27 protein-coding genes and 1 other annotated feature are annotated in these 25,660 nt (G+C 45.9%); of the genes, 6 read left to right on the top strand and 21 right to left on the bottom strand.

The annotated features are described in order from the left end of the window. Positions 1 to 12: 12 nt before the first annotated feature. From groES to NYE25_RS25975, 6 genes are all read right to left on the bottom strand, one after another. On the bottom strand, positions 13 to 294 hold the full coding sequence (gene groES, locus NYE25_RS26000) for a co-chaperone GroES (RefSeq protein ID WP_036676506.1): 282 nt from the start codon (positions 292 to 294) through the stop codon (positions 13 to 15). A gap of 438 nt (positions 295 to 732) precedes the next feature. After that, positions 733 to 1,500 (bottom strand): twin-arginine translocase subunit TatC, encoded by a 768-nt coding sequence (gene tatC / locus NYE25_RS25995; protein ID WP_042193366.1) that lies wholly within the window; start codon positions 1,498 to 1,500, stop codon positions 733 to 735. Positions 1,501 to 1,650: 150 nt separating this feature from the next. Next, the gene (locus tag NYE25_RS25990) at positions 1,651 to 1,893 is read right to left on the bottom strand and encodes a twin-arginine translocase TatA/TatE family subunit (protein WP_042185275.1); all 243 of its coding nucleotides are present in this window, start codon (positions 1,891 to 1,893) and stop codon (positions 1,651 to 1,653) included. 137 nt (positions 1,894 to 2,030) lie between these two features. Next, on the bottom strand, positions 2,031 to 2,516 hold the full coding sequence (locus tag NYE25_RS25985; protein WP_020429419.1) for a MogA/MoaB family molybdenum cofactor biosynthesis protein: 486 nt from the start codon (positions 2,514 to 2,516) through the stop codon (positions 2,031 to 2,033). 79 nt (positions 2,517 to 2,595) lie between these two features. Continuing rightward, positions 2,596 to 3,069 (bottom strand): cyclic pyranopterin monophosphate synthase MoaC, encoded by a 474-nt coding sequence (gene moaC / locus NYE25_RS25980; RefSeq protein ID WP_042185273.1) that lies wholly within the window; start codon positions 3,067 to 3,069, stop codon positions 2,596 to 2,598. Between the two features lie 3 nt (positions 3,070 to 3,072). Then, positions 3,073 to 3,708, bottom strand: a complete 636-nt coding sequence (locus NYE25_RS25975; protein WP_341147204.1) for a 5-formyltetrahydrofolate cyclo-ligase — start codon at positions 3,706 to 3,708, stop codon at positions 3,073 to 3,075. 244 nt (positions 3,709 to 3,952) lie between these two features. On the opposite strand from NYE25_RS25975, the gene abc-f reads away from it, so the two are divergent. Next, entirely contained in the window at positions 3,953 to 5,893 is a 1,941-nt protein-coding gene (gene abc-f / locus NYE25_RS25970) for a ribosomal protection-like ABC-F family protein (protein ID WP_341147203.1), read from the top strand. A 406-nt stretch (positions 5,894 to 6,299) separates the two neighbouring features. Here the strand turns inward: abc-f and NYE25_RS25965 are convergent, their stop codons facing one another. The 7 genes from NYE25_RS25965 to NYE25_RS25935 all read right to left on the bottom strand — a co-directional run bounded on the left by NYE25_RS25965 (position 6,300) and on the right by NYE25_RS25935 (position 12,235). Beyond that, positions 6,300 to 7,835: a 2-isopropylmalate synthase gene (locus NYE25_RS25965; protein WP_341147202.1), complete on the bottom strand. Its 1,536-nt coding sequence runs from the start codon at positions 7,833 to 7,835 to the stop codon at positions 6,300 to 6,302. A 239-nt stretch (positions 7,836 to 8,074) separates the two neighbouring features. Continuing rightward, positions 8,075 to 8,356 (bottom strand) — a binding site (T-box leader). 388 nt (positions 8,357 to 8,744) lie between these two features. After that, on the bottom strand, positions 8,745 to 9,794 hold the full coding sequence (tsaD, locus tag NYE25_RS25960) for a tRNA (adenosine(37)-N6)-threonylcarbamoyltransferase complex transferase subunit TsaD (protein ID WP_341050018.1): 1,050 nt from the start codon (positions 9,792 to 9,794) through the stop codon (positions 8,745 to 8,747). Further along, positions 9,791 to 10,315, bottom strand: coding sequence for a ribosomal protein S18-alanine N-acetyltransferase (rimI, locus tag NYE25_RS25955; protein WP_042185263.1), 525 nt, complete (start codon positions 10,313 to 10,315; stop codon positions 9,791 to 9,793). The genes tsaD and rimI overlap by 4 nt, the downstream gene beginning before the upstream one ends. Further along, on the bottom strand, positions 10,312 to 11,148 hold the full coding sequence (gene tsaB, locus NYE25_RS25950; protein WP_341050020.1) for a tRNA (adenosine(37)-N6)-threonylcarbamoyltransferase complex dimerization subunit type 1 TsaB: 837 nt from the start codon (positions 11,146 to 11,148) through the stop codon (positions 10,312 to 10,314). The genes rimI and tsaB overlap by 4 nt, the downstream gene beginning before the upstream one ends. 5 nt (positions 11,149 to 11,153) lie before the next feature. Then, positions 11,154 to 11,636, bottom strand: a complete 483-nt coding sequence (gene tsaE, locus NYE25_RS25945) for a tRNA (adenosine(37)-N6)-threonylcarbamoyltransferase complex ATPase subunit type 1 TsaE (RefSeq protein WP_042185258.1) — start codon at positions 11,634 to 11,636, stop codon at positions 11,154 to 11,156. A gap of 211 nt (positions 11,637 to 11,847) precedes the next feature. Further along, the gene (locus tag NYE25_RS25940; protein WP_042193364.1) at positions 11,848 to 12,033 is read right to left on the bottom strand and encodes an H-type small acid-soluble spore protein; all 186 of its coding nucleotides are present in this window, start codon (positions 12,031 to 12,033) and stop codon (positions 11,848 to 11,850) included. Positions 12,034 to 12,064: 31 nt separating this feature from the next. Further along, complete coding sequence (locus NYE25_RS25935; RefSeq protein WP_156113056.1) at positions 12,065 to 12,235, bottom strand: hypothetical protein; 171 nt, start codon at positions 12,233 to 12,235, stop codon at positions 12,065 to 12,067. A 139-nt stretch (positions 12,236 to 12,374) separates the two neighbouring features. On the opposite strand from NYE25_RS25935, the gene ku reads away from it, so the two are divergent. Both ku and NYE25_RS25925 read left to right on the top strand, forming a co-directional pair. Beyond that, the gene (ku, locus tag NYE25_RS25930) at positions 12,375 to 13,343 is read left to right on the top strand and encodes a non-homologous end joining protein Ku (RefSeq protein WP_341147201.1); all 969 of its coding nucleotides are present in this window, start codon (positions 12,375 to 12,377) and stop codon (positions 13,341 to 13,343) included. Positions 13,344 to 13,355: 12 nt separating this feature from the next. Continuing rightward, a complete protein-coding gene (locus NYE25_RS25925; protein ID WP_341147200.1) occupies positions 13,356 to 14,303 on the top strand; it encodes an ATP-dependent DNA ligase in 948 nt (315 codons plus the stop codon). A 47-nt stretch (positions 14,304 to 14,350) separates the two neighbouring features. Here the strand turns inward: NYE25_RS25925 and NYE25_RS25920 are convergent, their stop codons facing one another. The 4 genes from NYE25_RS25920 to NYE25_RS25905 all read right to left on the bottom strand — a co-directional run bounded on the left by NYE25_RS25920 (position 14,351) and on the right by NYE25_RS25905 (position 18,327). Beyond that, entirely contained in the window at positions 14,351 to 15,160 is an 810-nt protein-coding gene (locus NYE25_RS25920; RefSeq protein ID WP_341147199.1) for a hypothetical protein, read from the bottom strand. Positions 15,161 to 15,185: 25 nt separating this feature from the next. After that, entirely contained in the window at positions 15,186 to 16,001 is an 816-nt protein-coding gene (locus NYE25_RS25915) for a hypothetical protein (protein ID WP_341147198.1), read from the bottom strand. 599 nt (positions 16,002 to 16,600) lie between these two features. After that, positions 16,601 to 17,785, bottom strand: a complete 1,185-nt coding sequence (locus NYE25_RS25910; protein WP_341147197.1) for a hypothetical protein — start codon at positions 17,783 to 17,785, stop codon at positions 16,601 to 16,603. Further along, on the bottom strand, positions 17,749 to 18,327 hold the full coding sequence (locus tag NYE25_RS25905) for an RNA polymerase sigma factor (protein ID WP_445667154.1): 579 nt from the start codon (positions 18,325 to 18,327) through the stop codon (positions 17,749 to 17,751). Before NYE25_RS25905 ends, NYE25_RS25910 begins: the two co-directional genes overlap by 37 nt. A gap of 146 nt (positions 18,328 to 18,473) precedes the next feature. Here NYE25_RS25905 and ligD point away from each other — a divergent pair, with 146 nt between their 5' ends. Continuing rightward, positions 18,474 to 19,358: a non-homologous end-joining DNA ligase gene (ligD, locus tag NYE25_RS25900; RefSeq protein ID WP_149646489.1), complete on the top strand. Its 885-nt coding sequence runs from the start codon at positions 18,474 to 18,476 to the stop codon at positions 19,356 to 19,358. A gap of 237 nt (positions 19,359 to 19,595) precedes the next feature. Here the strand turns inward: ligD and NYE25_RS25895 are convergent, their stop codons facing one another. Both NYE25_RS25895 and cls read right to left on the bottom strand, forming a co-directional pair. Continuing rightward, complete coding sequence (locus tag NYE25_RS25895; protein WP_231573468.1) at positions 19,596 to 20,435, bottom strand: YitT family protein; 840 nt, start codon at positions 20,433 to 20,435, stop codon at positions 19,596 to 19,598. Positions 20,436 to 20,675: 240 nt separating this feature from the next. Further along, positions 20,676 to 22,106, bottom strand: a complete 1,431-nt coding sequence (gene cls / locus NYE25_RS25890; RefSeq protein WP_341147196.1) for a cardiolipin synthase — start codon at positions 22,104 to 22,106, stop codon at positions 20,676 to 20,678. 208 nt (positions 22,107 to 22,314) lie between these two features. Between cls and NYE25_RS25885 the strand changes: the two genes are divergently transcribed. Both NYE25_RS25885 and NYE25_RS25880 read left to right on the top strand, forming a co-directional pair. Then, the gene (locus NYE25_RS25885; protein WP_341050032.1) at positions 22,315 to 23,433 is read left to right on the top strand and encodes a peptidoglycan DD-metalloendopeptidase family protein; all 1,119 of its coding nucleotides are present in this window, start codon (positions 22,315 to 22,317) and stop codon (positions 23,431 to 23,433) included. A gap of 40 nt (positions 23,434 to 23,473) precedes the next feature. Continuing rightward, positions 23,474 to 23,923, top strand: a complete 450-nt coding sequence (locus NYE25_RS25880) for a bactofilin family protein (protein WP_341050035.1) — start codon at positions 23,474 to 23,476, stop codon at positions 23,921 to 23,923. A gap of 8 nt (positions 23,924 to 23,931) precedes the next feature. Here NYE25_RS25880 and NYE25_RS25875 read toward each other — a convergent pair whose 3' ends face one another. After that, positions 23,932 to 24,720 (bottom strand): ABC transporter permease, encoded by a 789-nt coding sequence (locus tag NYE25_RS25875; protein WP_042185240.1) that lies wholly within the window; start codon positions 24,718 to 24,720, stop codon positions 23,932 to 23,934. Then, positions 24,713 to 25,624 carry an ABC transporter ATP-binding protein gene (locus tag NYE25_RS25870; protein WP_339804174.1) on the bottom strand — a complete coding sequence of 304 codons (912 nt, stop codon included), beginning with the start codon at positions 25,622 to 25,624 and terminating at the stop codon, positions 24,713 to 24,715. Before NYE25_RS25870 ends, NYE25_RS25875 begins: the two co-directional genes overlap by 8 nt. Between the last annotated feature and the right edge of the window lie 36 nt (positions 25,625 to 25,660).

Raw genomic sequence — 25,660 nt, 5'->3', positions numbered from 1 at the left:
ATCGACTCTCGCTTAGTCAAGAATCGCGTGAATGTCGCTTTCTTTCATAATCAAATATTCTTTACCTTCGTATTTGATTTCTGTTCCTGCATATTTAGAGAAAAGAACACGGTCGCCTTCTTTTACTTCGAGCGCTACACGTACTCCATCTTTCAAAGCTCCGCTACCTACTGCAATAATAGTTCCTTCTTGTGGCTTTTCTTTCGAGGAGTCCGGAAGCACAATCCCGAATGAAGTGGTTTCCTCCTGCTCGCTCGGTAGCACCAATACGCGTTCACCTAAAGGTTTGATCATGAAAAAATAGCCTCCTTTAAAATTATGTTATTTTGCTTCAAAACATAGTTTAGAACTTACCTGTCTTACTTCAAAATCTCTGGTGTTTATGAAAAATATCAATTGGACGCTATGAATATCTGGTCCATCTCATATTTTCCATAAGCATTAGCACTCGACAGCTTGTAGTGCTAACAACAATTTTTATGATACTCAACTTGAGCCCGGATTTCAAGTCCTTTTACACAAATTCGCATTTGTTTTCGTAAAAAATAACGTTTCACTGGTTGTCCTAGGCACACACTCTATACATTCTATCCACAGGGTGTGAAAATATGCGTATGATTTCAGTAGTCTCAACTGTACCACCTACGCCCGAACATTTCAAAAAACGGGGGTTTAAAACAAAAGAACTGTCTCTTTCGTAGAAAAATCTACTTAGTGACAGCCCTCTTATCATCATTCCTCACTCTTGGTGTACTGAGCTTCCCTTGCCGCATCCGCAGCAAGCTGTTTGCGATAGACGAAGGCGGACAGGAATACGCTGAACTCATACAACACAAGCAGTGGAATCGTCACCAGAAAGTCTGAGATGAAGTCCGGAGGAGTGATGACTACAGCAATAAAGACAAGCGTGAAATAAGCGTATCGACGCATTTTACGCAAGCGTATCGGGTTAAGAACCCTCAGTTTGGTCAGAAACATCACCAACAGCGGTAGCTCAAACAACAGCGCTAAAGGTAGCACCAGACTGAACATGAAGTTGAAATATTGCGCAATTCCGTAGGTCTCTTCCAGTCCCATACTCCGGGTGATAGAGATTGTGAACGAAAGCGCCATTGGAAATACAACATAATAAGCAAAAGAAAGACCGATTAGAAAAAGAACAAAAACATAGGGTACATAACGTAGTGTTGCACTACGCTCTTCCGGTCGTAAGCCCGGACTAATAAACGCCCACAACTGATAAGCAATAAAAGGAACTGAAATGACTAATGAAACCGCCATTGCGATCTTCATATACATTCCGATACCATCCCAGAATGAGAACGCATGCAGAACAAACCCTTGCGCTAGATCTGTACTAATTAAATAATCGTAGATTGGCTTGGCACAGAACAGCCCCCCTACCAATCCCAAAACAAATACAATCAGCACATAAATAATCCGTTTACGCAGCTCGGTGAGATGATCCACCACCGACATTTCTTCCGATTCGAGAGACATCCTGACACCATCCCATGACAAGAATAGAAACGCCACACCGACTTTATGTATAGCTGTGCCCGTTTCTGCAGAAAGCAGCAACCAAATTGAAAAAGGGACATCTCCTAAGTCTATTAGACTTGAGAGATTGCCCCATTGTTAAATCTTTTATTATTCCGGCAGGCGTTTGTCCTGAGGAATATCTGCAGCGACCGTCTGCGGGGCCGTCGGCACAGGAGCTTCGCTCTTCTTCACCGGATCACCATCACCAATGATTTCACGTGCGCCTTCTTTAAATTCACGGAAGGTTCGTCCAACTGCGCGGCCTAACTCTGGCAGTTTATTCGGTCCAAAGAGGAGCAGTGCCAGTATAACCAACAAGATAATACCCGGAGTACCAATTCCACTAAACATTATTATTCCTCCTTGTCCGTCTATCCGATCATGGTATCGATTACGATAATCTAATAATACCATAACTTATGTCACAGTTACATCCACTATCTTCTATAAATAGTTTATCCTTGTGACGTGACAAGAATATGACAATGTTATTGGCGGTATTGGCCAGTTACCATGAGTAACGCTTCAGGTAGTTGATCCATAATGGCTGCTAAATTCTCATGAACACCCTTCGGTGTGCCCGGTAAGTTGACAATCAACGTGCGTCCACGAATGCCGCATATCCCGCGGAACAGCATCACCGCACGGTTTTTTTGCATCACCGTACTTCGCATCGCCTCAGAAAGTCCAGGCACTTCCCGTTCGATTACACGCCGGGTTGCCTCTGGAGTCACATCACGTATCGCTAAATCCGTACCTCCGGTAGTCAATACCAGATCTGCTTGAAAATAATCTGTGAGTTCTATCAAAGCTGCGATAATCTCATCTTGTTCATCGGGCACGATCCGATATTCAACGATCTCGCCTCCAAGTTCCTCTTCCACCAGCTCCCGAATAACCTGGGCGCTCGTGTCTTCCCGTTCGCCCCTGGCCCCTTTATCGCTGGCCGTTAGGATTGCTGTTTTCCACGCCATAGGTTTGTCCTCCCTCTCTATGTATAATTGGCTGTACAGTGCAGCCCACTTGCTTCAGCGCATCGAACGTCAGCTCTGATCATGGTTCAAGCGCGTAATCTCCATTCTTGCCCCCACTTTTAGATACTAAGAGCGTCGGTCCGATAATCATGTCCTTCTGAAGAGCCTTGCACATGTCGTACACCGTTAGTGCTGAGGCAGAAACAGCGGTCAATGCCTCCATTTCAACTCCGGTCTTTCCGGTAGTATGGACTGTTGCTTCTATATAAAGTTCATCTTCGCTGTTATCGGAGAAGCGGATGTCAATACCGGTAAGTGGGAGCGGATGGCACATTGGAATCCAGTCAGACGTCTTCTTGGCCGCCATAATTCCAGCGATCTGCGCAACGGCAAGTACGTCTCCTTTACTGATCTTGCCTTCCTTGATGGCACTAAGCGTCTCAGTTGCCATCTTGATCTTACTCCGCGCGACAGCTGTCCGCTTCGTAATCTCCTTTTCGCTCACATCCACCATACGAGCTCTTCCCTGCTCGTTAAAATGGGTCAATTCCACGGCTCACTCTCCTTTTCGGCAGTGCACTATGCCATTTTCAGTAATCAGCATGTCCATAAAGGCATCATGCTCATCCATGGGCACTTTCGGAACCAGTTGCATACCAAAGGCTAGCCCGATCCAGACAGGGGGCTTCGCAGCGGCATACTCTTCCGTCTCCCATGACGCACGCAATCGATCATAGTATCCTCGGCCGTAACCAAGCCTGCCTCCCTGAAGATCAAAAGCCAGCCCCGGAACAAACACAACATCCGGTAGTGTAACAACTTCAATCTCTTGTGAATCTTTGCCGGATACAATAGGTTCATGGATACCATACGCCCCCGGCTCAAGCTCACTCCAAGCGTTTACCATATGGACACTCATTGCACCACTTGCCGGAATGACACGCGGCAGCAGTACCATACGCTGGTCCTTCCACGCCTGTGTAAGAAGCGCGTTGGTATCGAGTTCAGAACGGAAAGATACATAGGCCATCAGTGAGGCTATGTCTTTCGTCTTCAGCCACTCTGATGCATGCTTGCAGACCAGAAAAGACAATTCCCTTCTCTGGTCCGAGGAGAGCTCGTTTCGGGCGATGGTCTTCTCAGTTCTTAGTTGTTGCTTTGCTTTGGAGATCACCGACTCCTTGCTTGACATCGCCCGGCAACCCCCTATATTTATCCCAAGCTTATCCTTGTTTGTAAATCCAGTTTACCACTCTTCTCCCCGGTTCGCCAAGGTGGATAGGACTGTGTTTCTGGGCCAGGTCGTTATTCTCTGCTTCCGATATATCGAGCTCTCGCTTGGGAAACGCTTTTCATGTAAACTATAGAATAAGTTGTTCATACGGCTGAGGTATAAATGCCAAGGCGAAATATGCAAGGGTGGAGGTTTCATCGTTATGCTTCTTCAAGCGACAGGAATTACAAAATCATATGGTATACAGAACGTACTAGACGGCATAAGCCTTCAGGTAAATGAAAAGGAACGTGTCGGACTCGTGGGTGTTAATGGTGCCGGCAAATCAACTTTTCTGCAAATTCTGGCTGGTGAAATGTCCTATGACAGCGGTCAAATTCATAAATCAAAAGAAACTACTATCGGGTATTTAGCCCAAAATAGCGGACTTCAATCTGACAAAACCATTCATGAAGAAATGATGGCAGTTTTCGCACCGTTGATCGAAGCCGAGGCTGAGCTAAGAGAGATGGAAGTACGCATTGCCGATCCTAAGCTGGCAGAGGACCCAAAACGGTACGAAGAACTGCTCGAAAGATATGCCCGCCGATCAGATTGGTTCAAGGACCACGGTGGTTATGAAATGAATACACGAATCCGCAGTGTCCTGCACGGCATGGGCTTCGGCGAGTTCCCACCGGATACACCTATCTCCACACTTAGCGGTGGCCAGAAGACTAGACTCGCATTAGCCCGCATTTTGCTTCAGGCTCCCGATCTTCTAATGCTGGATGAGCCGACGAACCATCTGGATATCGAAACATTAACATGGCTTGAGGATTATCTTCGCAGTTATGCTGGTGGAATTCTGGTCGTATCTCATGACCGTTATTTCCTTGATCGGCTTGTAACTACTATTGTAGAGATCGAGCGTCATCAATCTCGGCGTTATACAGGCAATTACAGCCGATATGTAGATTTGAAGGCTGCCGAATATGAAGCACGGATGAAGCAGTATGAGAAACAGCAAGATGAAATCACAAGAATGGAAGATTTCGTTCAGAAAAATATTGTGCGAGCATCTACCACGAAACGTGCGCAGAGCAGACGCAAAGCGCTTGAGAAGATGGACCGTATTGATCGACCGATGGGCGATCTGAAGAAAGCCAGCTTCTCCTTCGAGCCGGACTTCATGTCTGGTAAAGAAGTGCTGCAAGTCCGTAATGTTGCGGTTGCCTTTAATGATGGTCCACCTTTGTTCAAGGACGCTTCTTTCGAACTGCGCCGGGGAGAAACTGCTGCACTCATCGGTCCCAATGGTATCGGCAAATCTACACTGCTGCAGTGTATGACCGGAACCCGCGAGCCTTCAACTGGAACTGTGAATTGGGGGACTAAGGTAAAGGTCGCTTATTATGATCAGGAACAGACCCGCCTCAATCCAAAGAACACAGTAATGGAAGAGCTATGGAGTGAATATCCAATGATTGAGGAAGCCAGAATCCGTACGATCCTTGGCAACTTCCTCTTCAGCGGTGAAGATGTTCTTAAGAAGATATCCGCGCTGAGCGGCGGCGAAAAAGCACGCGTTGCATTATCAAAGCTCATGTTGCGCGGCGCAAATATGCTCATCCTAGATGAGCCAACCAACCATTTGGATTTAGTCAGTCGTGAGGTTCTAGAATCAGCTTTAATTGATTTTGAGGGCACATTGCTCTTCATTTCTCATGACCGTTATTTTCTCAATAAAATGGCTGAACGGGTGCTTGAGCTTCATCCCGAGGGGATCGATCAATACCTTGGCAACTACGATGACTATATCGAGAAAAAACGAGAATTAGAAGAAATTGCGAAAGATGCCGCTGAATTAGCCGCCAAAAACGTCAACAAGGACGCTGCAATGCCTGAAAAAAACGCTGTTTCCTCCTTCGAAGCGGACAAGCAAGCCAAGCGTGAAGAGCGTAACCGGAAGCGGCGTATTGCTGAGCTAGAGGAAGGCATTGCCTCACTAGAAGAGTCGATCGCTTTTATAGAGAATGAAATGACTAAACCTGAAGTTTATCAGGATTATTTAGCACTTCAAGGTCATGAAGAGGATCTGAAGAACAAAAAAACTCAGCTTACCGATTTATTTAACGAATGGGAAATCCTTGCTGACGAATAATGTAAAATCCGCTTCATAAATATTTTTTCATATTTCTTATTTTGTTCATAAAGAGTTATCCACAGCTCTATGCACAGGTTTCGTGTATAACTCCCTACTAAAAAAGCCCCTTAGGGGCTTTTTTTATGCGTTAAATCGGTATTTTCGAATTACAGGAATTATTATCCACCGAATTATCCACATTATCCACAATTCACACAAGGTTTCATTGCTAACAAAAATGGTTATAAGGCCATTTTAAAAAGAGCTGACATTGCTGATTTTACGCACTTTTTACACAATTCGTAGAGAATATGTGGATAACGTTGTCCACAACTTGACAAAAGACATAACCCCACCTAAAACCTGTCATCAAAAGCTAAAAAAGAACCCGCTATCTCTAAATCAGACAGCGGGTCGATGTATATTAAACGATTTGTGTAGAGAGCAGGGCAGCGTTACAGGCTGCAATATAGGCAATCCCTGCTGCCATGATAATATCTTGATGCGTAGCTGTGCCTCTAAATTTAAGACCTTCCCACTCTACCATCACAGCCGCCTCCGCCTGGGCGTTCTCTCCACTTCCAAGTGAATGCAGCTCAAGTCCCGCAAAATCGATATCCTCTGAGATGCCTTGCCCAATAGCAGCGATAATAGCTTCAAGCGGACCATCTCCAGTACTAGTATGAGAAGTTTCCTGTCCAGACTTCAAATGGCGAACCGTAACCGCGGCCACCCGGCGCTGGGCACTGCCTGCCAATACCTGAACCTCACCCAGTTCATAGACCTGAGCTTGCTGTCCAGTTGTACTGCTCACCATTTGCAGCAACTGGTCATCGCTCACTACCTTTTGGCGATCAGCGGTCTCTTTAAAAGATTCATAAAGTGCATCCAGCTCCGCAGGCTCCAGCGTAATACCATACTTCGCCGCCCGGTCCTTTAGCGCATGTCTGCCAGAATGCTTGCCCAGAATGATCATGCTACGCGGGATACCCAGCCGCTCTGGGTCCATAATCTCATAGGTGCTTCGATCCTTCAGCAAACCATCCTGATGAATCCCTGACTCATGCTGGAAGGCATTTCTTCCGACGACTGGTTTGTTATAGGCGATTGGAAAATGCATCGCTCCGCTGATCAGCCGCGAAGTATCATACAGCCTATCAAGCACAATGCCTGTTTCTGCTCCAATCGCATCTCCGCGGGTTTCGAGCGCCATCACAAGCTCTTCCAGTGCGCAGTTCCCGGTACGCTCGCCGACTCCGTTCACAGTGACTTCGATCTGCGTCGCACCTCCATCAATTGCTGCCAGACTGTTGGCTACAGCCAGCCCCAAATCATTGTGACAGTGGGCACTGTAGCTTACCGTTTCTCCACCTCTTGCTCCTAGCCGCACACGTCGGAACATTTCCCCATATTCATGTGGCAATGCGTAACCGACCGTATCGGGCAGATTGATAATAGAAGCGCCTTCCTCAATAACAGCTTCAATCATTTCAATCAGATCATCGATTCCTGTTCGCGCAGCATCCATCGCCGTGAATTCAACGACATCAGAGAATTGACGTGCATAAGCCGTCATCTCGCGGGCTTTGGCTACGACTTCAGCTCTGCTCATACGCAATTGATGCTGCAAATGAATATCAGAAGAGGAGATGAACAGGTGGATCCGCCGGCGTTCAGCATCTTGGGTTGCCCGGACTGCCGCGTCAATATCCCCTTTAACCGCCCGTGCAAAACCGCAAATTTCCACATTTCGCACCTTACGAGAAATCGTCTGTACTGCTGCAAAATCACCAGGGCTCGATATCGGAAATCCAGGCTCCATCACATCAACACCCAGATCCGCAAGCTTATAGGCCAGCAGTATTTTTTGCTCTGGGGTTAGACTTGCACCCGGAGCCTGTTCACCATCTCGCAGAGTCGTATCGAAAATTTGTATACGTTTCTTTACTGGAATAATCATCTGAATTCCTCCTGTTTTCCTCTTATTAGATTCCTTACCCTAACCTATGCTTCAGCGCAGATCCACACGTCGACTTGTGGTCCTGCTAAATTCCCCACCCACTGCTGCCGGCAGCTGATACGAATGAATCCTCTGCACAATTTGGAATGTGCAGAAGGTTCACTCTTGGCGTCTTATATAGCGCCTGAGTCCATAACCCGAGTCGCTTCAATAAGTACGCAAAAACCCGCCGTCTCTAATAAAGAGACGGCGGGTTACCCCTCCGCGGTACCACTCTTTTTGACGCATAGGCTATTCATATAATCAAGCCGTTAAGCTGCGTCCAGCTCTTCTTCCCGGTCCATCCTGAGGGAGTCAGGATATCTGGAAAGGTCCGATAACGGGGACAGCCGTAGGCAGCGTACTCTTATTTCCGCCGCTCCGCTCCCGGGCGAGATTCAAGACTTTCGGTGACTGCGTCGCACCACCCCGCAGCTCTCTGTTCACCGTCATTCCCTACTACTCCCGTTCTTAGCGTGTATTATATACATTCTCACTACTCAAAATCCATACAAAAAAGCCTGCCATCTCATTCAAGAGACGACAGGCTGTTAACCTTCGCGGTACCACTCTTGTTGATGCTCTGTACCGGTTAAGTTACTGCCGATTCCAATTGAACATCCACTCTACGGTCCAGTATGTTAGATACTCGACCACCCTTTCACGGAGGTTACCCGTAGACGGTGTACGAACGTTCCGGCGACAATTGCCGGTAATGCTTCCACCGTTCCGCTCCCAGACGAGTTCAGGTCCCCTTCGACTGCGTCGCACCTACCCGCAGCTCTCTTATCCCAGAGTATCCTTACTACTTCCGCTCATCGCGTTTCCTTGTATAATTGAACTGATTATACTCGTTAGCTCCAAATGATGTCAATAGGCGGATACAGACCATTGTTCCAATGAGAATCCAGGGTCTGCAACCATATCCAGCGGAGTACCGCCATCATGCTGCCACTTCACGTATGCAGCAGCTCCAATCATAGCTGCATTATCCGTGCAGTATACCGGAGGTGGAATAATAAGCTCAATGCCCTCCGCTTCACAGCGTGAGATCAAAGCCGAGCGCAGGCCAGCATTAGCAGCAACACCTCCACACAGCAATAACTGCTTGGAGCTAGTAGCTTTAACAGCGCGTACCGCTTTTTCCACCAGCACCTCAACCACAGATTCTTGGAACCCGCGGGCAATGCCTGCGACATCTGGCGTGAGACCCTTCATCTTGCTCTGATTCACAACGTTCAGCACAGCCGACTTTAAGCCACTGAAGCTGAAATCATAAGAACCCGGCTCCAGCCATACTCTTGGTAACGGTACAACCTCAGTCGCCTCGCGGGCCAGACGATCCACATGAGGTCCGCCGGGATAAGGGAACCCTAGTGCCCGTGCTACTTTATCATATGCTTCGCCTACGGCATCATCACGGGTGCGCCCGATAATTCGAAACTCACCCTCCCGCTCCATATGAACCAGTTCAGTATGTCCACCGGACACCACTAGTGTCATGCATGGATACTGTAACTCTGCCACTAAACGGTTAGCATAAATATGTCCTGCAATATGATGTGTACCAATTAGCGGCTTACCCCATGCGAGTGCAAGGCTCTTGGCAGCTACTACCCCGACAAGTAAAGCCCCCACCAAACCTGGGCCTTGTGTAACCGCCACCGCCGACAACTGATCTGGTTTAACCCCTGCTGTAGCGAGTGCTTCTTCTATCACCAGTGTAATTACTTCCACATGCTTACGGGAAGCTACTTCTGGTACTACGCCGCCGAAGGCGCGATGTGTCTCAATCTGACTCGAGATGATGTTGGATAACACTTCAGAGCCATCTTTGACTACAGCGACCGACGTTTCATCACAACTCGTCTCAATAGCAAGTATTAGTACAGGCTGAGCTGCGCCCGTTTCTGTCTTCATTTCAAGTCCACGCTTCCTTCCATATTCCCATGCTCCTCATACTCTGGCAGATCCGCCCACATAATGAGCGCATCTTCGCGATTATCGGAATAATATCCTTTGCGTGTGCCAGCAGATCGAAAGCCTTTTTTACGATATAAATTCTGTGCTACCTCGTTCGATACCCGTACCTCAAGTGTAATAGACTTCATCCCCACATAAGATGCCGTCTTCATCAGCTCTTCGAGCAAACGCTCGCCCCATTTACGTCCACGATAGGCTTCGAGCAGGGCTATATTCGTCACATGCGCCTCATCCACGATGGCCCACATACCGGCATAACCGATAATATGACCTGCCAGCTCCATAACCATATATTTTGCAAAATGATTATGCGTCAGCTCGTTGCGAAAAGCTTCCTCTGTCCAAGGCATCGTGAAGGCTTCCCGTTCAATGATAAGAATGTCAGGAATATCCGTAAGCTTCATCAAACGAAAAACAAGTTCAGCCTCTTGAGCTATCATTGATTCCGCTTCCGTCATGGTTTCTTTAAGCCCCCTTCTCTGCTTAACCGCAGATTGGCCTCCGCTTCTGAGATCTGAGTATAGTTAGGGATCAAGCTATGGATATCATCTTTCTCTACCTGAAGCCGCGCTTCTCCAAGAAATCCTGTCCAGCGGCCTTCCATTTCATAAGGAACTGCAATAGAAACACCAAGATCCTTCAATGGACGAAGCGATTCCTCACTGCCATGAACGGCAGTCTCCCCAACAAACCAAAGAACAGCGGGCTTATTGCCCTCGACTGAAGCCTGTCCTAAACGTTCAGCTAAGTACTCCACCCAATCTGCCATCAGGCGGATGGCATCAGGCTCAAGACGGCTAGGAGCATTATTTCCCTCAGCTGCGAATAATCCTGTATACACCTGTCCTCGGCGCGCATCCATTAGTGGAATGATCCAATCAGGCCCGTAGCTGCTATTCTCGGTAGTTTGTTCCGACGCTTTGGTCATCACGTTATTCTTGAGGGCTGTTTGATATCCGCCCCATGCTACTGCATGTAGACTCGAAATACCGACAACTGGGACATCCCATGCCCATGCCAGCGTTTTGGCAGCGGTAACTGCGATACGCGTCCCCGTATACGATCCAGGACCCACACCAACAGAAATCCCGCCCAGCATTGCAGCAGTAGTTCCTGTTGCTTGCAGCGCCTGCTCAATGATCGGGAGTAAATGCACCGAATGATTCCGTTCTCCGGAAGCATTTATTTCATGCAGTAGTTCCCCATTCTCTGTAACTGCCACGCCTAATACTGCAGTTGATGTATCCAGCGCTAAAAGCCGCTTGCGCGGCTCTGTATTCTGATTCGTCATAATCCTTAACCCCACTTCTGGATCAGCTGCCGGCAAAGCTCACCATACGGCTCCCCGATTCCGGTCACCGTAATCATTCTTTCATCTGGCCCCACTGTTTCCATGTATATATGCATATGCCGCGGCGGCATTAAATCCGTAATAATACTGCTCCATTCCACCAAGCAGACCCCTTGCCCGTAGAAATACTCATCAAGTCCAAGCTCGTCCGCTTCCTGAAGCGAAATCCGATATACATCCATATGATATAGGGGCAGACGGCCCTCGTACTCTTTAATAATTGTAAAAGTAGGACTGTTTACGATCCCCTTTACGCCGAGATGCCGAGCGTACCCTTGCGAGAATGCTGTTTTTCCTGCGCCCAGATCGCCGTCCAAGCCGATAATCATCCCTGGCGTTGAAGCAGTAGCTAGAGCAGCTGCAAGCAACTCCGTATCCTGGAGGCTGTAAGAACGGTAAGTGAACACCGTTTCGTCTGTATTGTCCAACTACAACTACCACCTTTTAAAATATACCTGCCAAAAACCATTACTATTAATTATATCGGTATGCTCCATCCATCGCAACAACTGTCCCAATTCAATCTCCCATGCCAGTATGCCAACAATAGAAAAAGAGACCTCTACGCAAAAATAAGCATAAAGAGTCTCTTTTATAAAAGTGTAATTTAGCTTATCTCAGCTTTTTGAACAAACCTTGTTAATGATCTTGCTCTTCTAACCGTTCAACGCCTACCGTATGCGTATTCGTTGGTCGAGAGCCCACTTGAACCGTAGCCATTCCGTTCTGTGCATCCACATGCTCAATCCATACAGGTTCTCCATCCAAATGTACACTTACCGTCTCTTTAGAAGCATAAATATCCTGTGCTCGTTTGACGTCCACCACTGTTCTCCTCCTTTATTTTACCTAAATCTCACGATTCTAATGGCGAAGTTTCTTCGAGGGTTGATTCCGCATCAAGCTTCTCCGAGTCCGAGACCTGACTTGCTTCCGGTGGAGCTATAATGCTGTCCCAATCCACAACTGTCGCTGGGATATCCTGCTCGCTCAGCGCATCGATCCACTCGTTTCCACGCGGTTCCATGACTTAGTATTCTCCTCCTCAGCTTTATTAGCCTGATTTTATATTTTCCCATGCTTCACAAAAAATGCACCCGGCTAGAAAAGCCTTTCCTGCCTCATACTAACCCAAAGCAAATAACTTAGATCAGGAGGCGTTTCTCATGCATACCGTTTGGAAAGGAGCCATCAGCTTCGGGCTAGTGCATGTTCCGGTTAAAATGTTCTCCGCTACGGAAGACAAGGACATTTCTCTGCGTTATATCCATAAGGAATGCGGCAACCCACTGTCGTATGTACGTAAATGTCCGGTGTGTGACAAAGAGGTGGCTTGGGAAGAAATCGGCAAGGGTTATGAATATGAGAAAGGGAAGTTTGTTCTATTCGACAAAGAGGAACTGGATCAATTGACCGACGAAAGCAGCAAAAGCATTACCATACTCGACTTTGTTGATCTGACGGAGATCGATCCAATTTATTTTCAAAAAACCTATTACTTATCTCCGGATCAGGCTGGGACAAATGCATATCGGCTTCTTATGGAGGCCATGCGTCAAACTGGTAAAATTGGCATCGCAAAAATATCGATTCGTTCAAAAAGCAGTCTGGCTGCTATTCGTGTGCTGGAGGATTGCCTCGCCATCGAGACTATTTTTTATCCTGATGAAGTGCGACCGGTCTCGCAAGTGCCTGGCCTGCCCGAAGCAGGGACGGTGAATGATAAAGAGCTGGATATGGCCAAGCTGCTCATTTCACAGCTATCCACGCCTTTTGATCCGGCAAAATATACCGATGATTATCGCCAGCGTATGCTTGATCTAATCTCACATAAAATCGCAGGCGAGGAATTTCATATCGCTCCTGCCAAACAGGAAAGCAATGTAATTGATCTAATGGCAGCATTGCAGGCCAGTATTCAGGCTGTACAGCATATCCCTACAGATCCGGGTCCTTCATTAACAGATACTAAGAAAACAAAAACTAAAGCGGCTCCGGCTGCCAAAAGAAAAACAGCCAAGTCTAAAGCAGCAGCTGAGCCTGCCGATCAGCAAAACGAGGCTTCCGGGCCGATTCCAGTCATCGCACCAAAACCGAAACGCCGCAGCCCAAAAAGTAAAACAACCGTATCTTAGGAGGCTCTGGTGATGAAGCTTCAGCCTATTATTCCTTTTGAACCCATACTGGCTGGGCAGCTTCCAGCAGGCAACCAGTGGATCGCACAGATTAAATGGGATGGCGTTCGCATGTTGTCCTATTACGACGGAAGCACTACTCAGCTTATTAACAGACGTGGTAATTACCGTACAGCGCAATATCCAGAACTTACTGATGTATCTGCTTACTGTAAAGCTGACTCCGTTATTCTTGATGGTGAGATCATTGCACTGGGGGACGGCAAGCCCTCATTTCACGAAGTTATGCGGAGGGATAGCTTAAAGAATGGCTCCACCATTTCCGTCGTTAGGTATCAGGTTCCTGTCATTTATATGATTTTTGATATTCTGTTTTATAATGGCCAATCGACGATGGATCAGCCTTTATTCTCACGGCAGCAGCTGCTAAACGATATTCTGCTGCCGCATCCCCATGTTCAGGCCGTACCCAGTTATACCGATCCCACAGAATTATTCGCCGCTGCTCAGAGTCAGAGCTTAGAGGGAATCGTCTGTAAGGATATCAACAGCACTTATGCTCCCGGTGGAAAAGATAAACGCTGGCAGAAACGCAAAATCATTTCTGATCTTACGGCAGTAGCCGGGGGTGTAACGTTCCGAGACGGCATCGTCAATGCGCTACTTCTTGGGCTGTATGATGATAAAGGAAATTTGCATTATATCGGACATGCCGGGCCAGGAAAATTGACTGTACAGGATAAACGCGACTTAACTGCAGAGGTACAGCATTTAAAAATAGATCAAATGCCCTTTACAGCTGATCCCCAGCGAGGGAAGGGTGCTTTTTGGATAAAACCGAAGCTTGTCTTCAAAGTTCATTTTTTGGAATGGAATACCTCAGGCACTCTTCGTCAGCCAGTTACTCAAGCTATGGTAGATCTTCCTCCCGAATCATGTACTATGGAGCAAAAAGGATAAACTCTTTCCAAAGAAACGTCCTCCCGAATTTATCGAGAGGACGTTTCTTATTGCGCTGTAAGATTCGTTACAATGGTCTCCAGCTTTGCTTTTGTCTGCGCAGTATTTTTCGTATTCGTAAGCTTGTAATCAATACTTCCATCCGCACTGGACCATACAAGCTGGACTTTTAGATCTCCATGGTGAGGACCAAACACCGTGTAAACTGCTTCAACCCCGTTGATGGTCAAATTTTCATCCTGGTCACCAGGCAGCTGCGCTAAAGTAACCCCTTCCGGAAGCGTATATGCTGGAGCTGATTTTAGATTCAATCTCTCCCCATTTCGCAGATAAGTGATAGAGGTTTCTGTATCGCTCCACTTTAAGCTTTGTGAGAATACTTTTTTACCAGCAGCTTGTGCTTTAGCTTTTACCTGATCTCTGAGGGTTTTATACTCTGTACTGAAAAACTTCGGAAGCACTGGATTTAAAACGACATCCTGCAGCTTATATTCGTCTGGTAGAGCAGCGGGTATCAGGAGTGAATTCCCAGTTAATGAAGATAGCTTCTGTGCTGCTTCGTTTATAGAGCTGAATCTGTATGGCATATAGCTTACACTCAAATCTTCCTCTGGATTAGATTTTTTGTCATTAACATAGAGAGCCTTAATTTCTCCCGCTTGTAGGGGAACAGCATATTCTTTGGCAATCAAATCCTTAATCGTTGGCGATACCGGTGGTGATTTCTGCTCAACCGGAACCGTACCTTTACTTTTATTATTGCTCCCCGCAGGCACTGCGCCTGCTGTTCCACTTACCGCACTCATTAACACTATCAGGCTCAAAGCCGTGATGGCCGCACTTTTTTTAATCATCATTATAATATCCTCCCTTAACCCTTGGTTATTTGATCATGCTTTTAGCTACAGCCAACATTTCATTTGTCGTCAGCTTACTGACCCGATTGTCTGAAAGGGTATATTGTATTGCGCCTGATTTATCCAGCCACACTAGCTTAGTGTTGAAACTTGCTTCTTTAGCCGAATCGGTTGTAAGAATTACTTTCCTACCGTTGACCGTCAGTTCTTTCTTAGTTTCCGAAGCTCGTACAAAAGGCACCGCTCCTTCGGGAAGTTTGGCGGGCGGCACTCCAGTTACAATGCTAAAATTGGCTTTTCCTTTGGCATACAGCTGCATAGACAAGTTCGTCTGGCTCCAGCTGATGATCTTGCTAAACAACTGTTTGTTGGGATCACCTGCCGCCGCTGCTGCCTTTAGTTCCTGCTCTAATTGCAAATACAGCTCGGAATCGTTTGCTACAGACGGTGGATAAATGATGGCTGTCGCCAGAGCAAAGCCCTTAGGAAGTTTTCCAGGCTGTGGTGTAGCTGGACCCTTCAACGCTTTGAATTTAGCAGCAAAGGATTTGTAGTCTTTAAAAACAAATCCTTTGCCAGAGAAGCTGATCGTATCCTGAGGGTTAGAGACTTTGTCACGTACGTAGTAGGCCAAGTACGTACCTTCCTTCAATCCCGCTACCAGGGCCTGCAGTTCCTTCTGGAGCTTCTGATCGGTTTGTGCCGGAGCCTGCGCTCCTGATGCCGCCGCAATTGTAAGAGACAAGCCGGGTACATCCACACCCCCGACCACTCCTGTTCCCAACAAGGTTGCTGCCGAGAGCGCGATCAGTGTTTTTTTGAGTTCATCATTTAGCTTCAATTTCTAACATCCTCTCCTTCTAATAGGGTGAATGTAAGCTCACCCTGTTTTCAACTACACTTCTATAACACTCCAGCATGAGAAAAAGGGACTTTTTCTCACAAAAAAAGAGGCCGCCCCAAGCAAACATCATGGCTTTTGGGACAGCCTCTTTTTTTGTTCTTAACATTACAAGTGACGCGCCAAGTGATGCAATATGTGAAGCACCTATAGAGTAATTGGGGAATTTCTCCCTAAAATTCAGAGATTTCTGTTCATCGGACTTATAATTAGGGAAAACTTCCCTGAAATTTGGCCTATTCGGCAACGAATAAAGAAATTCCTATGATTATTAGGGAGGAATTCCCTGATTTCGTTCATTTAGAGCGAATATCGGTTATTTTTAGGGAGTTTTTCCCTAATTAGTTTAAAGCACGTAAATCACACATAGCACATCGCCCACCGCCCCAACCAGTAGCATAGAACACTACGGGTGGCATATCGTCACATAGCACAGTAAAATCCATTACTTTTCCTATTCCATAAAAAAAGCTGCCTCCCAAGTAGATTTCACTACTTTTGAGACAGCTTCTCATATTGTACGGATAGAACAACAGTAGCTAGCGAATAAAACTATTGGCAATCACTTGCCATTGTTCACGAGTTAAACTGTTATTCAATCCATCATTTAGACTACGAATCGTCTGGCTGGCTTCATCATACCAATACAAACGATTCTGGGAAGACCAACCTTTCGACCCTTTTTCAGTACCCGCCGCGATAAATACTGCCTCTTTCCCCGTGCCTGTCACAGACCATTTTTCGGCAGTCTGACCTTCCAAGATAGACACTTGCGTTGGATAACCCCTAAAAGCGCTCTGCATTAAGGATAGTATAATTCTTTGATCCTCCTTATGGTAGGAAACCTCAGCACTCTCTATGGCATTCACAGCGATCTTCTCTATAAATAGCTTTTGGCCTGTTTTATCGACCTTTGCTTTTTTTTGAAATTGTTCAAGCATTTCTTTATATTCCTTGTCTATCGGCCAGTAAGGAGGAGCGGCTTTAAAAGTGGCATACTCAAATTCATAACCATTAGCGAGTATGGAAGGCAGCTCGGGCCAGAAATCGCCAGTCCCTTTTAATTCTTTTACGAATTCTTGATATTTAGAATACACCGGAGAACTGAAAGCGAACTGCAATTGATTTCCATAGCCTAAACCTTTGGCTAACTTTGTAAACTCAGCATCATTCACATAATAAGCAGCCATTTCTCCAGCATTCAAGTGAGCAAGCACCTGCTCTTTATAAGTCGCTAATAAACTCAGATACTTCTCTATCGCAGGAGAGGTCGAAGGAATAGGGGTATTATAGTGCACCGTCTGTACAATAGCCTTCCCTCCGCTGTTCACTAGCGTAATAGCTCCATCCGGAGGTTGCGTGATATCAATTGTAGACTGGCTACCATGCTCCGTTAAACCTCCAAGTCCAGACAGCTGAAGGGCACCAAATCCGATCATCCCCAGCAATATAGCTGCGGAGACCCCTGAGAGAAGTCTTTTCCTAAATTTAGATGGAAGCGGGATAGTCTTCTCTTGCATCTGCATAACGGGAGCTCCCGGTTCTCCGAATGACTCCAGCTCGTCTCTGAGGTTCGTCATTTCTCCGTCCATCGTTTTCTGTTGATCATGAATTGCCATTACCCGATTCATAACTGCTGCTTTTACATCTAGTTCGTCGCAGTTCCCCAATGCGTCCATTTTCTTTATCATTTTCTCTTCAACACAGCTTCGTTGCCCCACCATTCCGTCCCCCCTTTTTGAGCATCCATCATTTTGCCAAGCTTCGTAATCGTACGCCTGTATTTCTTCTTCACAGCATCAGTATTCTTATCGAGGATCTCCGCAATCTCCGGGAAGCTCTGTTCCTCAAAGATTCGCAGAACTAACAGATTTCGTTCATCTAATTTCAATTTCAAGAGGGCAAAGGTGAGATGTTCGTTAAATATGTAACGGTCCATCAACTGTTCCGGGCTTTCTGCAGGAGGATCCGGTTGAAAAAGCGCCATAATCTTCAAATGTCTTTGGCGTTTGCGGATCAGACTGAGGCAATGATGATAGGCAATTTTATATAGCCAAGAAGAAAAGCTCGTGATAGGGCGATATGTGCCTATGTGCTGATATGCCTTCACTAGAATATCCTGTACCGCATCCTCCGCTTCCGTACGGCTCCCAAGCAGCCGGCAGCAATAGCGGTAAATCGGCTTTTGAAAAGCTTCGACGATAAGGGCATAGGACTCTACCTCGCCTGCCTGTACCCGAACGACGGTGTGTTCGATCCCGTCCAAAATCAGCAAACTCCCCTTTCACATAACCGTATAACCTTATAACTCTTATGATCATCCAAAAGGGACACTTTGGAAATATTTTTTTCATGAAAAGGAACAGACTGGCACATAATACCCTCATTCCTATAACAGAGAGGAGGTTCAGGATGCCAGCAGCCATCAAAGGCACAATTACTGTAGACGGCCAAGAGATAACCATCACCAACCCAGAGAAGCTGCTATGGCCGGATTGCGGGATTACGAAGCGGATCTATCTGGAAAAGCTCGCCGCCCTCTCTCCCTACCTGCTGCGTTATTGTCGAGATCGGCTGCTAACCGTAATACGTTATCCGCATGGTATCTCTGGAATGTCCTTTTATCAGAAAAATGCACCTGATCCTCTTCCAGCCTTTGTCCAGACCGCTGTTCACGAGAATATTAACTATATCAAGCTGCAAGGTTTACCTGAGCTGATCTGGCTGGGTAATCTGGCTGCTTTGGAGTTTCATCCTTCTTTGCATTATGTAGGTAGCGAGCTGCCTTGTGAATGGATGATTGATCTAGACCCGTCACGTGAGGTCGAGCCCCGTATCATGGAAGCAACTGCAATCGTGGGGACGGTCCTAACCTCCCTTGGTTTATCCTCTGTGCCCAAAACCTCCGGGGCTACCGGGGTGCAGATCATCGTTCCTATCGAGACTGGTGTTACTTTTGATGGATTGAGAAAAATCGGACACTTTGTGGGGCGTTATGTCACTGAAAAGCACCCCGATTTATTCACCTTGGAGCGTCTGAAGAAGAATCGGGGAGATAAAATCTATTTTGACTACCTCCAGCATTACAGTGGCAAAACATTAGCTGCACCTTATACACCACGTGCCAGGCCGCTTGCTACAGTATCCACACCATTGCTCTGGAAAGAGGTTCAGCAAAACGTATCTCCTACTGATTTTCATCTGCTCAATATTGAGGAACGCCTGCAACAGATGGGAGATCTTTTGGAAAAAGTGCCACCGCAGCCCGTCAAACAACTCATTGCTAAGCTTCCATAGGGATGGAATGCCACGAATAATGAGCCCAAAAACAGCAATAAGCCCGCAGCATCATTTCATGCTACGGGCTTATCAGGCGTCCCACTCAAGGACAGAAGGTATATTGTATAAGAATACGGCATATCGAGTCTTGTTCACCGTATTTATTGCTCCATTATTCGTAAAAATACCTTCTTTCAGTTAATAGTACTAAAGTGCCAAGCTAAAACGCCTGCGGCGTCCTTTTAGGATGGTAAGCTAATGAATTGCTTTCTTCTTGAAACGGCCACCTTTAACATCATGAATGTTACCTATTGCGATGAATGCACCAGTATCCCAATCCTCAACAATGGATTTAAGCTTAGCTTCTTCCAAACGGGTGATAACCACGAAGATCACTTTCTTATTCTCCCCGGAAAATCCGCCTTCTCCATCTAAATAAGTAACACCACGTCCAAGACGTTCCGTCAAGGCTTCACCGATATCACGGAATTTATCACTAATAATCCATACCGATTTCGACTGATCCAGACCCTCAAGTGTAATGTCAATTACCTTGAATGCAATGTAATAAGCAATTAGTGAGAACATCGCATTATTCCAACCGAACACAAATCCAGCTCCGGATAAGATGAACAGGTTGAAGAACATAACAACTTCACCTACAGAGAAGGGAAGCTTCTTGGCTACTAGAATCGCAACAATTTCTGTACCATCTAGAGATCCGCCAAAACGTACAACTAGCCCTACACCTACACCAAGAATGATCCCCCCAAAAACGGCAGCAAGCATTGGCTCAACCGTAAAAGCATTCACATGATGCAACATTGAAGTACCAATAGACATAAGCACAATTGCATATAAGGTAGATAAGGCAAAGGTCTTACCGATTTGCTTATAACCGATTAACAAGAACGGAAGGTTTAACAGCGTCAATAAAATCCCCAAAGGAATGTCGAATAGATGTGATAAAATAATGGAGATACCGGTAATCCCACCATCAATCATTTGATTCGGTACGAGGAATATCTCAAGTGCAACAGCCATCATTGCTGCCCCAATGGATAACATGATCATTCGCTGCGCGAACTTAGCCATTTTATGTGTTCCGGTCTTCTGCAGCTTGTTCTTTTCCTCTTTGGCAATCATTTGTGGACTCACATTCATAGAACTCCCCCTACAATTTAACAGTATAGTGTTGAAACATTCGGAAGTATAATTATAATCTATACTTTCTTACATTTCTTCTTATACAATTATTATATCACAAAATAAGCCCTAATAATGAATGGAACACGTTATATCCTTCGAAAAAATCAGATTTAGTCCTCTTTCCGCTCATAATAGCGGAGATAACAACTGACACAGCCCTTCACCGAGTTTGACAATTCGCCCTCTCTCCTTAAACTTTACAGGATCAATAAATTCACTGTGCTTTTGATCCTTCTCAAACCCTGTGACTAGAGGGGATATAGCATCAGGATCTAGCAGCACAGCAGTCAATTCAAAGTTAGAATAAAAGCTGCGCATATCCAGATTTGCACTCCCCACTGTAGCGAGCAGATTATCGATAATCATGATTTTGGCATGCATAAATCCTTTAGTATAGCGGTAGAATTTCACTCCAGCGTCTTGTAAATTTTCTAAATATGACAAAGAAGCATGATAGACAAGCACATTATCAGGCTTCGCCGGAATGATAATTCTTACATCCACTCCACGAAGTACTGCACTTTTCAAGGCCCGGCAGATGGCAGGATCAGGAATAAAATACGGTGAAGTAATCCAAATCCGCTGTTTAGCTGCACATAAGGCGGCAAAATACATCTCTTGAGAGGCGTCCATTGCAGCATCCGGACCACTCCCAACAATCTGCACGGCTTCTTGTGACTCACAATTATGTTTTGGGAACAGACGCGGATGGCTTGTGCTTTCGCCAGAGGCCAATCTCCAATCCTTTAAGAAGACATACTGAATATAATATACTGAGTCTCCTTCGAGACGCAGATGGGTATCACGCCAGTATCCCATTTTGAGATCCTTCCCCAAATAATCATCCCCTATATTCATTCCACCCGTGAAGCCAACGAGGCCATCTACCACCAGGATCTTCCGATGATTACGGAAATTAAAACGACGGTCTAACAGAGAACTAATCGGAGGTAAAAAAAAGTGGAACTCCACCCCAGCATTTCTCATCGTTCGAATAAACCTACGACTTAATTTATGACTGCCCAGACCATCACAAAGCAAGCGTACCTTAACGCCCTGTCGCGCCTTCCGAATCATAACATCTTGAAATTGCTCACCGATCTCATCATCACGATAAATATAAAATTCCATATGTATATGTTCTTTTGCATCTTCCATAGCTTCCAGCATAGCATCATACGCTTCTCTCGCAGATGATAATACCCTGCTCTTGTTATGACCAGTAATTGGTCCTTCTGCGATCTTAGAAAGCAAACCCAATAGACCCTTATTATTCTCAAACTGAGCGTTCCCACTCTCAGTAACATCCTTCACTACCTTAATATTGCCAGAGACATGCGAACGAATTTCACGAAATAGTGTAGTACATCTTTTGTTTGATTTTCGATTCTGTCTATAATCACGGCCCAGAAAATAATAGAATACCAGACCCAGCGGCGGACAACAGAATGAAATGAACAACCACGCCAAAGCCCTTTGCGGGCGACGAAACTCCATAAATACAATTACTGCGACCTGAATAATAAAAAGACTTAGAATTATCGCAAAAATCTTCAATTCCCTACCCCCTTCATTAATAAAACAGTTACCAATAGACTCGCTGCGACGATTCTATTACTGGTTTTGCCGTAACTCTCTTTCTTTATTCAAACAAACCGTTGTCATGTTCCTGAAAGATATGGAATACATAGAGTAGTAAGACAATTCGGGATGAGCCTAATGGAAGTAAGGTCGTTAGCTTCGTGTATCGTAAGGCGGCTGCCATATGCCGCAGAAAGGAGAAGCCATGAAGAGTCAGCCAGATCATAACCGGATTACGCTGCTCGTCGTAAGGGATGCCGGACGCCCAGTCAAACAACTCCAGATCTCCAAGCCACTTGCGTTCGCCCTACCGGCAGCAGCAGCCCTGTCCCTCTCCAGTCTGGTCACCTCTATGCATTTCCATGCCTCGCAGTCGATCTCACAACTGGAAGCTGAGGCAGCCGCACTATCACTAACCAATCTCCGCATGGAAATGAAGGTCGCTGACAAGGATAAGGATCTAATGCAGCTTCGTACTCAAGTCAGCGAGCTATCAGAAGAGGCAGATCATATTAAAGACAAGCTGAAGAGTGTAAATGCGCTGGAACAGGAGTTGCAGTCTTTGATCAACAAAAGCAAAGGCTCCGCCGCTGAAACAAAAGAATCAAAAAAGGGATCAACCGCTTCAAACTCAACCTTAGGCTTATCGAGCCGTAACGCTGTGCCAATCCCAAATGAGACATCTTTTAAAGCTACAATCACATCACAGGTAGGCGGAGAATATATCGCGTCTTATCAGAACGAATCGCTGAATCTAGTGGAGGAAACAAAAGACGATTTCGAAGAGATCCACGGTATGCTCGATGAAATGGTGGAAAGTATTACTCAAACTATCACTCTGGCGGAGCATGCGAATAACGTTCAAGCAAATCAACAGGCAAAAAAAGCTCAAGCTGAAAAAGCCAGACTAAATGCAGCGGTACTCTGGCCTACCGATTCTAGGGTCATCTCCTCAAGCTTCGGCTACCGAACAGATCCTTTCAAAGGCTTATCCGCGTTCCATTCAGGTGTCGATATTGCCGGGAACTTAGGCGATCCTGTATATGCCGCCTTAGACGGGGAGGTCGTTACCTCCGAGCAGATGGGTGCGAGAGGCAAGTATGTCGTGATCAAGCATTCGAACGGGCTTGAAACCTGGTATATGCATCTACAGGCAATGAATGTATCTGCGGGAGACAAGGTTAATAAGGGGCAGAAGATCGGCTTGCTTGGAAACACTGGTCGAAGCACAGGACCTCATCTTCATTTCCAGGTAGTGAAGCAGAATAAAACTGTGGATCCATTGGATTATGTTAAACCCTAAACGTTAATGTAAAAATATATGAAACAGGAGGAATTTATACATGTGGAATAAGCGGCAGCAGCGTGCCTCTATCAAGTCTACTGACTCTCTGATTGGGCATGGGGGTACGCTCGAGGGTAAAGTACATTGCGATACGAACCTGAGGATTGAAGGTACCTTTAGCGGAGAAATTATATGCAGTGGTATAGTCACTGTAGGTGAGGAAGGCACGGTGCGCTCCAGTATTAGAGCAGAAGAGATCGTTATCGCTGGTAAAGTATATGGAGATGTTACCGCAGACCGTAGGCTCATTATGACCGGTACTGGCGAGCTGCACGGTAATATTTCTGCAGGAGCACTCAGTATTATGGAGGGCAGCCTGCTTAATGGGTCCATCGCCATGCAAGAACAGCCCACCTCTGAACAAGCAGGTGAGCTCAAAAGTAATACGAAAAAGGACAAGACAGCAAAACGTTCCTCCAAAGCAGAAGAAACGCTTGAAGCCGGTTAATCCTATTTTTATCCAGCAACGTCCCTTTTACGGAAGACAAACCAGGAAACTGCTAAGAATATAACATAATACACTGCCAGCACAGCAATGGAGAAGCCTAGTGTAGCACCACCTGGACCAATATCAGATCCCATGTAGACCCTTAGATCCATATGAGTGAAAATTAAATATCTTGCCCATTCGAACACATCTGGATTAAGCAAAGCAGCGAAAATACCTTGGGCAAACATGATAAACATAGATAACCCTATCGCCAATCCACTTGCACGGAATACGGAAGAGATCATAAAAGCAAGCGTAACCGTCAAGAAAAGAGTGACATAGCGGCATAGGAGATCTATAAAGGAATACTCAGCAGGACTCCAAGCTGTAATCGAAGACAGTGTGTCTCCAGTTGGAGAGGCGAAGATAAACGATGAAGCTAAACCAAAAACAATCAATACTGCAGTACAAAGCAAGCTAAACAACACAATGCTAATGTATTTCGAGAGCAGGATCTGGGAACGGCTCCACGGGCGAATCAGCAGCATTTTGATGGTTCCCCAGGTAAATTCGCCCGCTACGGAGTCAGCGGCTATAACAACAACGAAGATCGTATTCAGGAAGAATACAACACTCACTATCATTTGGAAGCTGTCCCAAACGCCTAAGCGTGATGCAGGGTTATCCGTTGTGAAATACATAAGAGCCGGAAGAAACGCACTAAACACTGCTAGAATAATCAGCATAATCCATGTGCGAGCACGACTATATATCTTGATATTCTCATTATGTATCAACGCTGTAAAATTACTCAATTCCTTCACCTCCTGTAACCTCTAAGAATTGATCCTCTAGCGTACGGGCAAGTGATTTGATACTGTACACTTTAATCCCACCAGCCACTAGTCTGGCATTAAACTCAGCAATTTCTTCACGTGCCGCCTCAACTACAAGCCCGCCGCTCTTTAATGTTCCTTGTCCAATGAGTGCAAGTGCAGCTTCGGCATCGTCAACCTCAAACAATGTTTCTCCGATAGGCATTGTAACATTGCCTACCTCTTTTAGCTGTTTTACCTCAAGCAGTTGCCCATTCTGAATAATGGCTACACTGTCACACATGAGCTCCATTTCGGAAAGTAAATGGCTGGAGACAAATACGGTTGTTCCTTCTTCACGACAGAGTAGGCGCAGATAGTCACGAAGCTCACGTATGCCTTGTGGATCAAGCCCATTGGTTGGCTCATCTAGAACCAGTAGCTTAGGTCGGTTTAGTAGCGCCTGAGCTACTCCAAGTCTCTGACGCATACCTAGGGAATAAGTCTTCACTTTGTCATGAATTCTTTGACCAAGCCCGACCAGCTCCACAACCTCATCAATCCGTTGCTTACTGACTCCCGGTACCATCCGTGCAAATTGTCTAAGATTCTGATACCCGGACAGAAACTTGTACATTTCAGGATTCTCAACAATAGCCCCAACACTTGCAATAGCCTCTTTATAATTATTTTTAATACTATGACCACTAATCAGGACGTCCCCACTGCTAATGGAAATTAATCCCACCATCATTCGTATTGTTGTCGTCTTTCCTGCTCCGTTTGGTCCCAAAAACCCGAATATTTGACCCGGTGGGATATCCAGCGTTAAATTGCTCACCAGCGTCTTAGAGCCTATTTTCTTGGTAACTCCCTGCAGACGGGCAACAGGTTCAGACAGTATTTCTGTATTTGACACAGTATCACTCCCTTTCATTTA

Origin of the sequence: Paenibacillus sp. FSL E2-8871, from assembly GCF_038000345.1 — a bacterium.
Lineage (GTDB): Bacteria > Bacillota > Bacilli > Paenibacillales > Paenibacillaceae > Paenibacillus_AQ.
The sequence above is the reverse complement of the archived record's forward strand: the minus strand, read 5'-3'. Positions and strand labels throughout refer to the sequence as shown.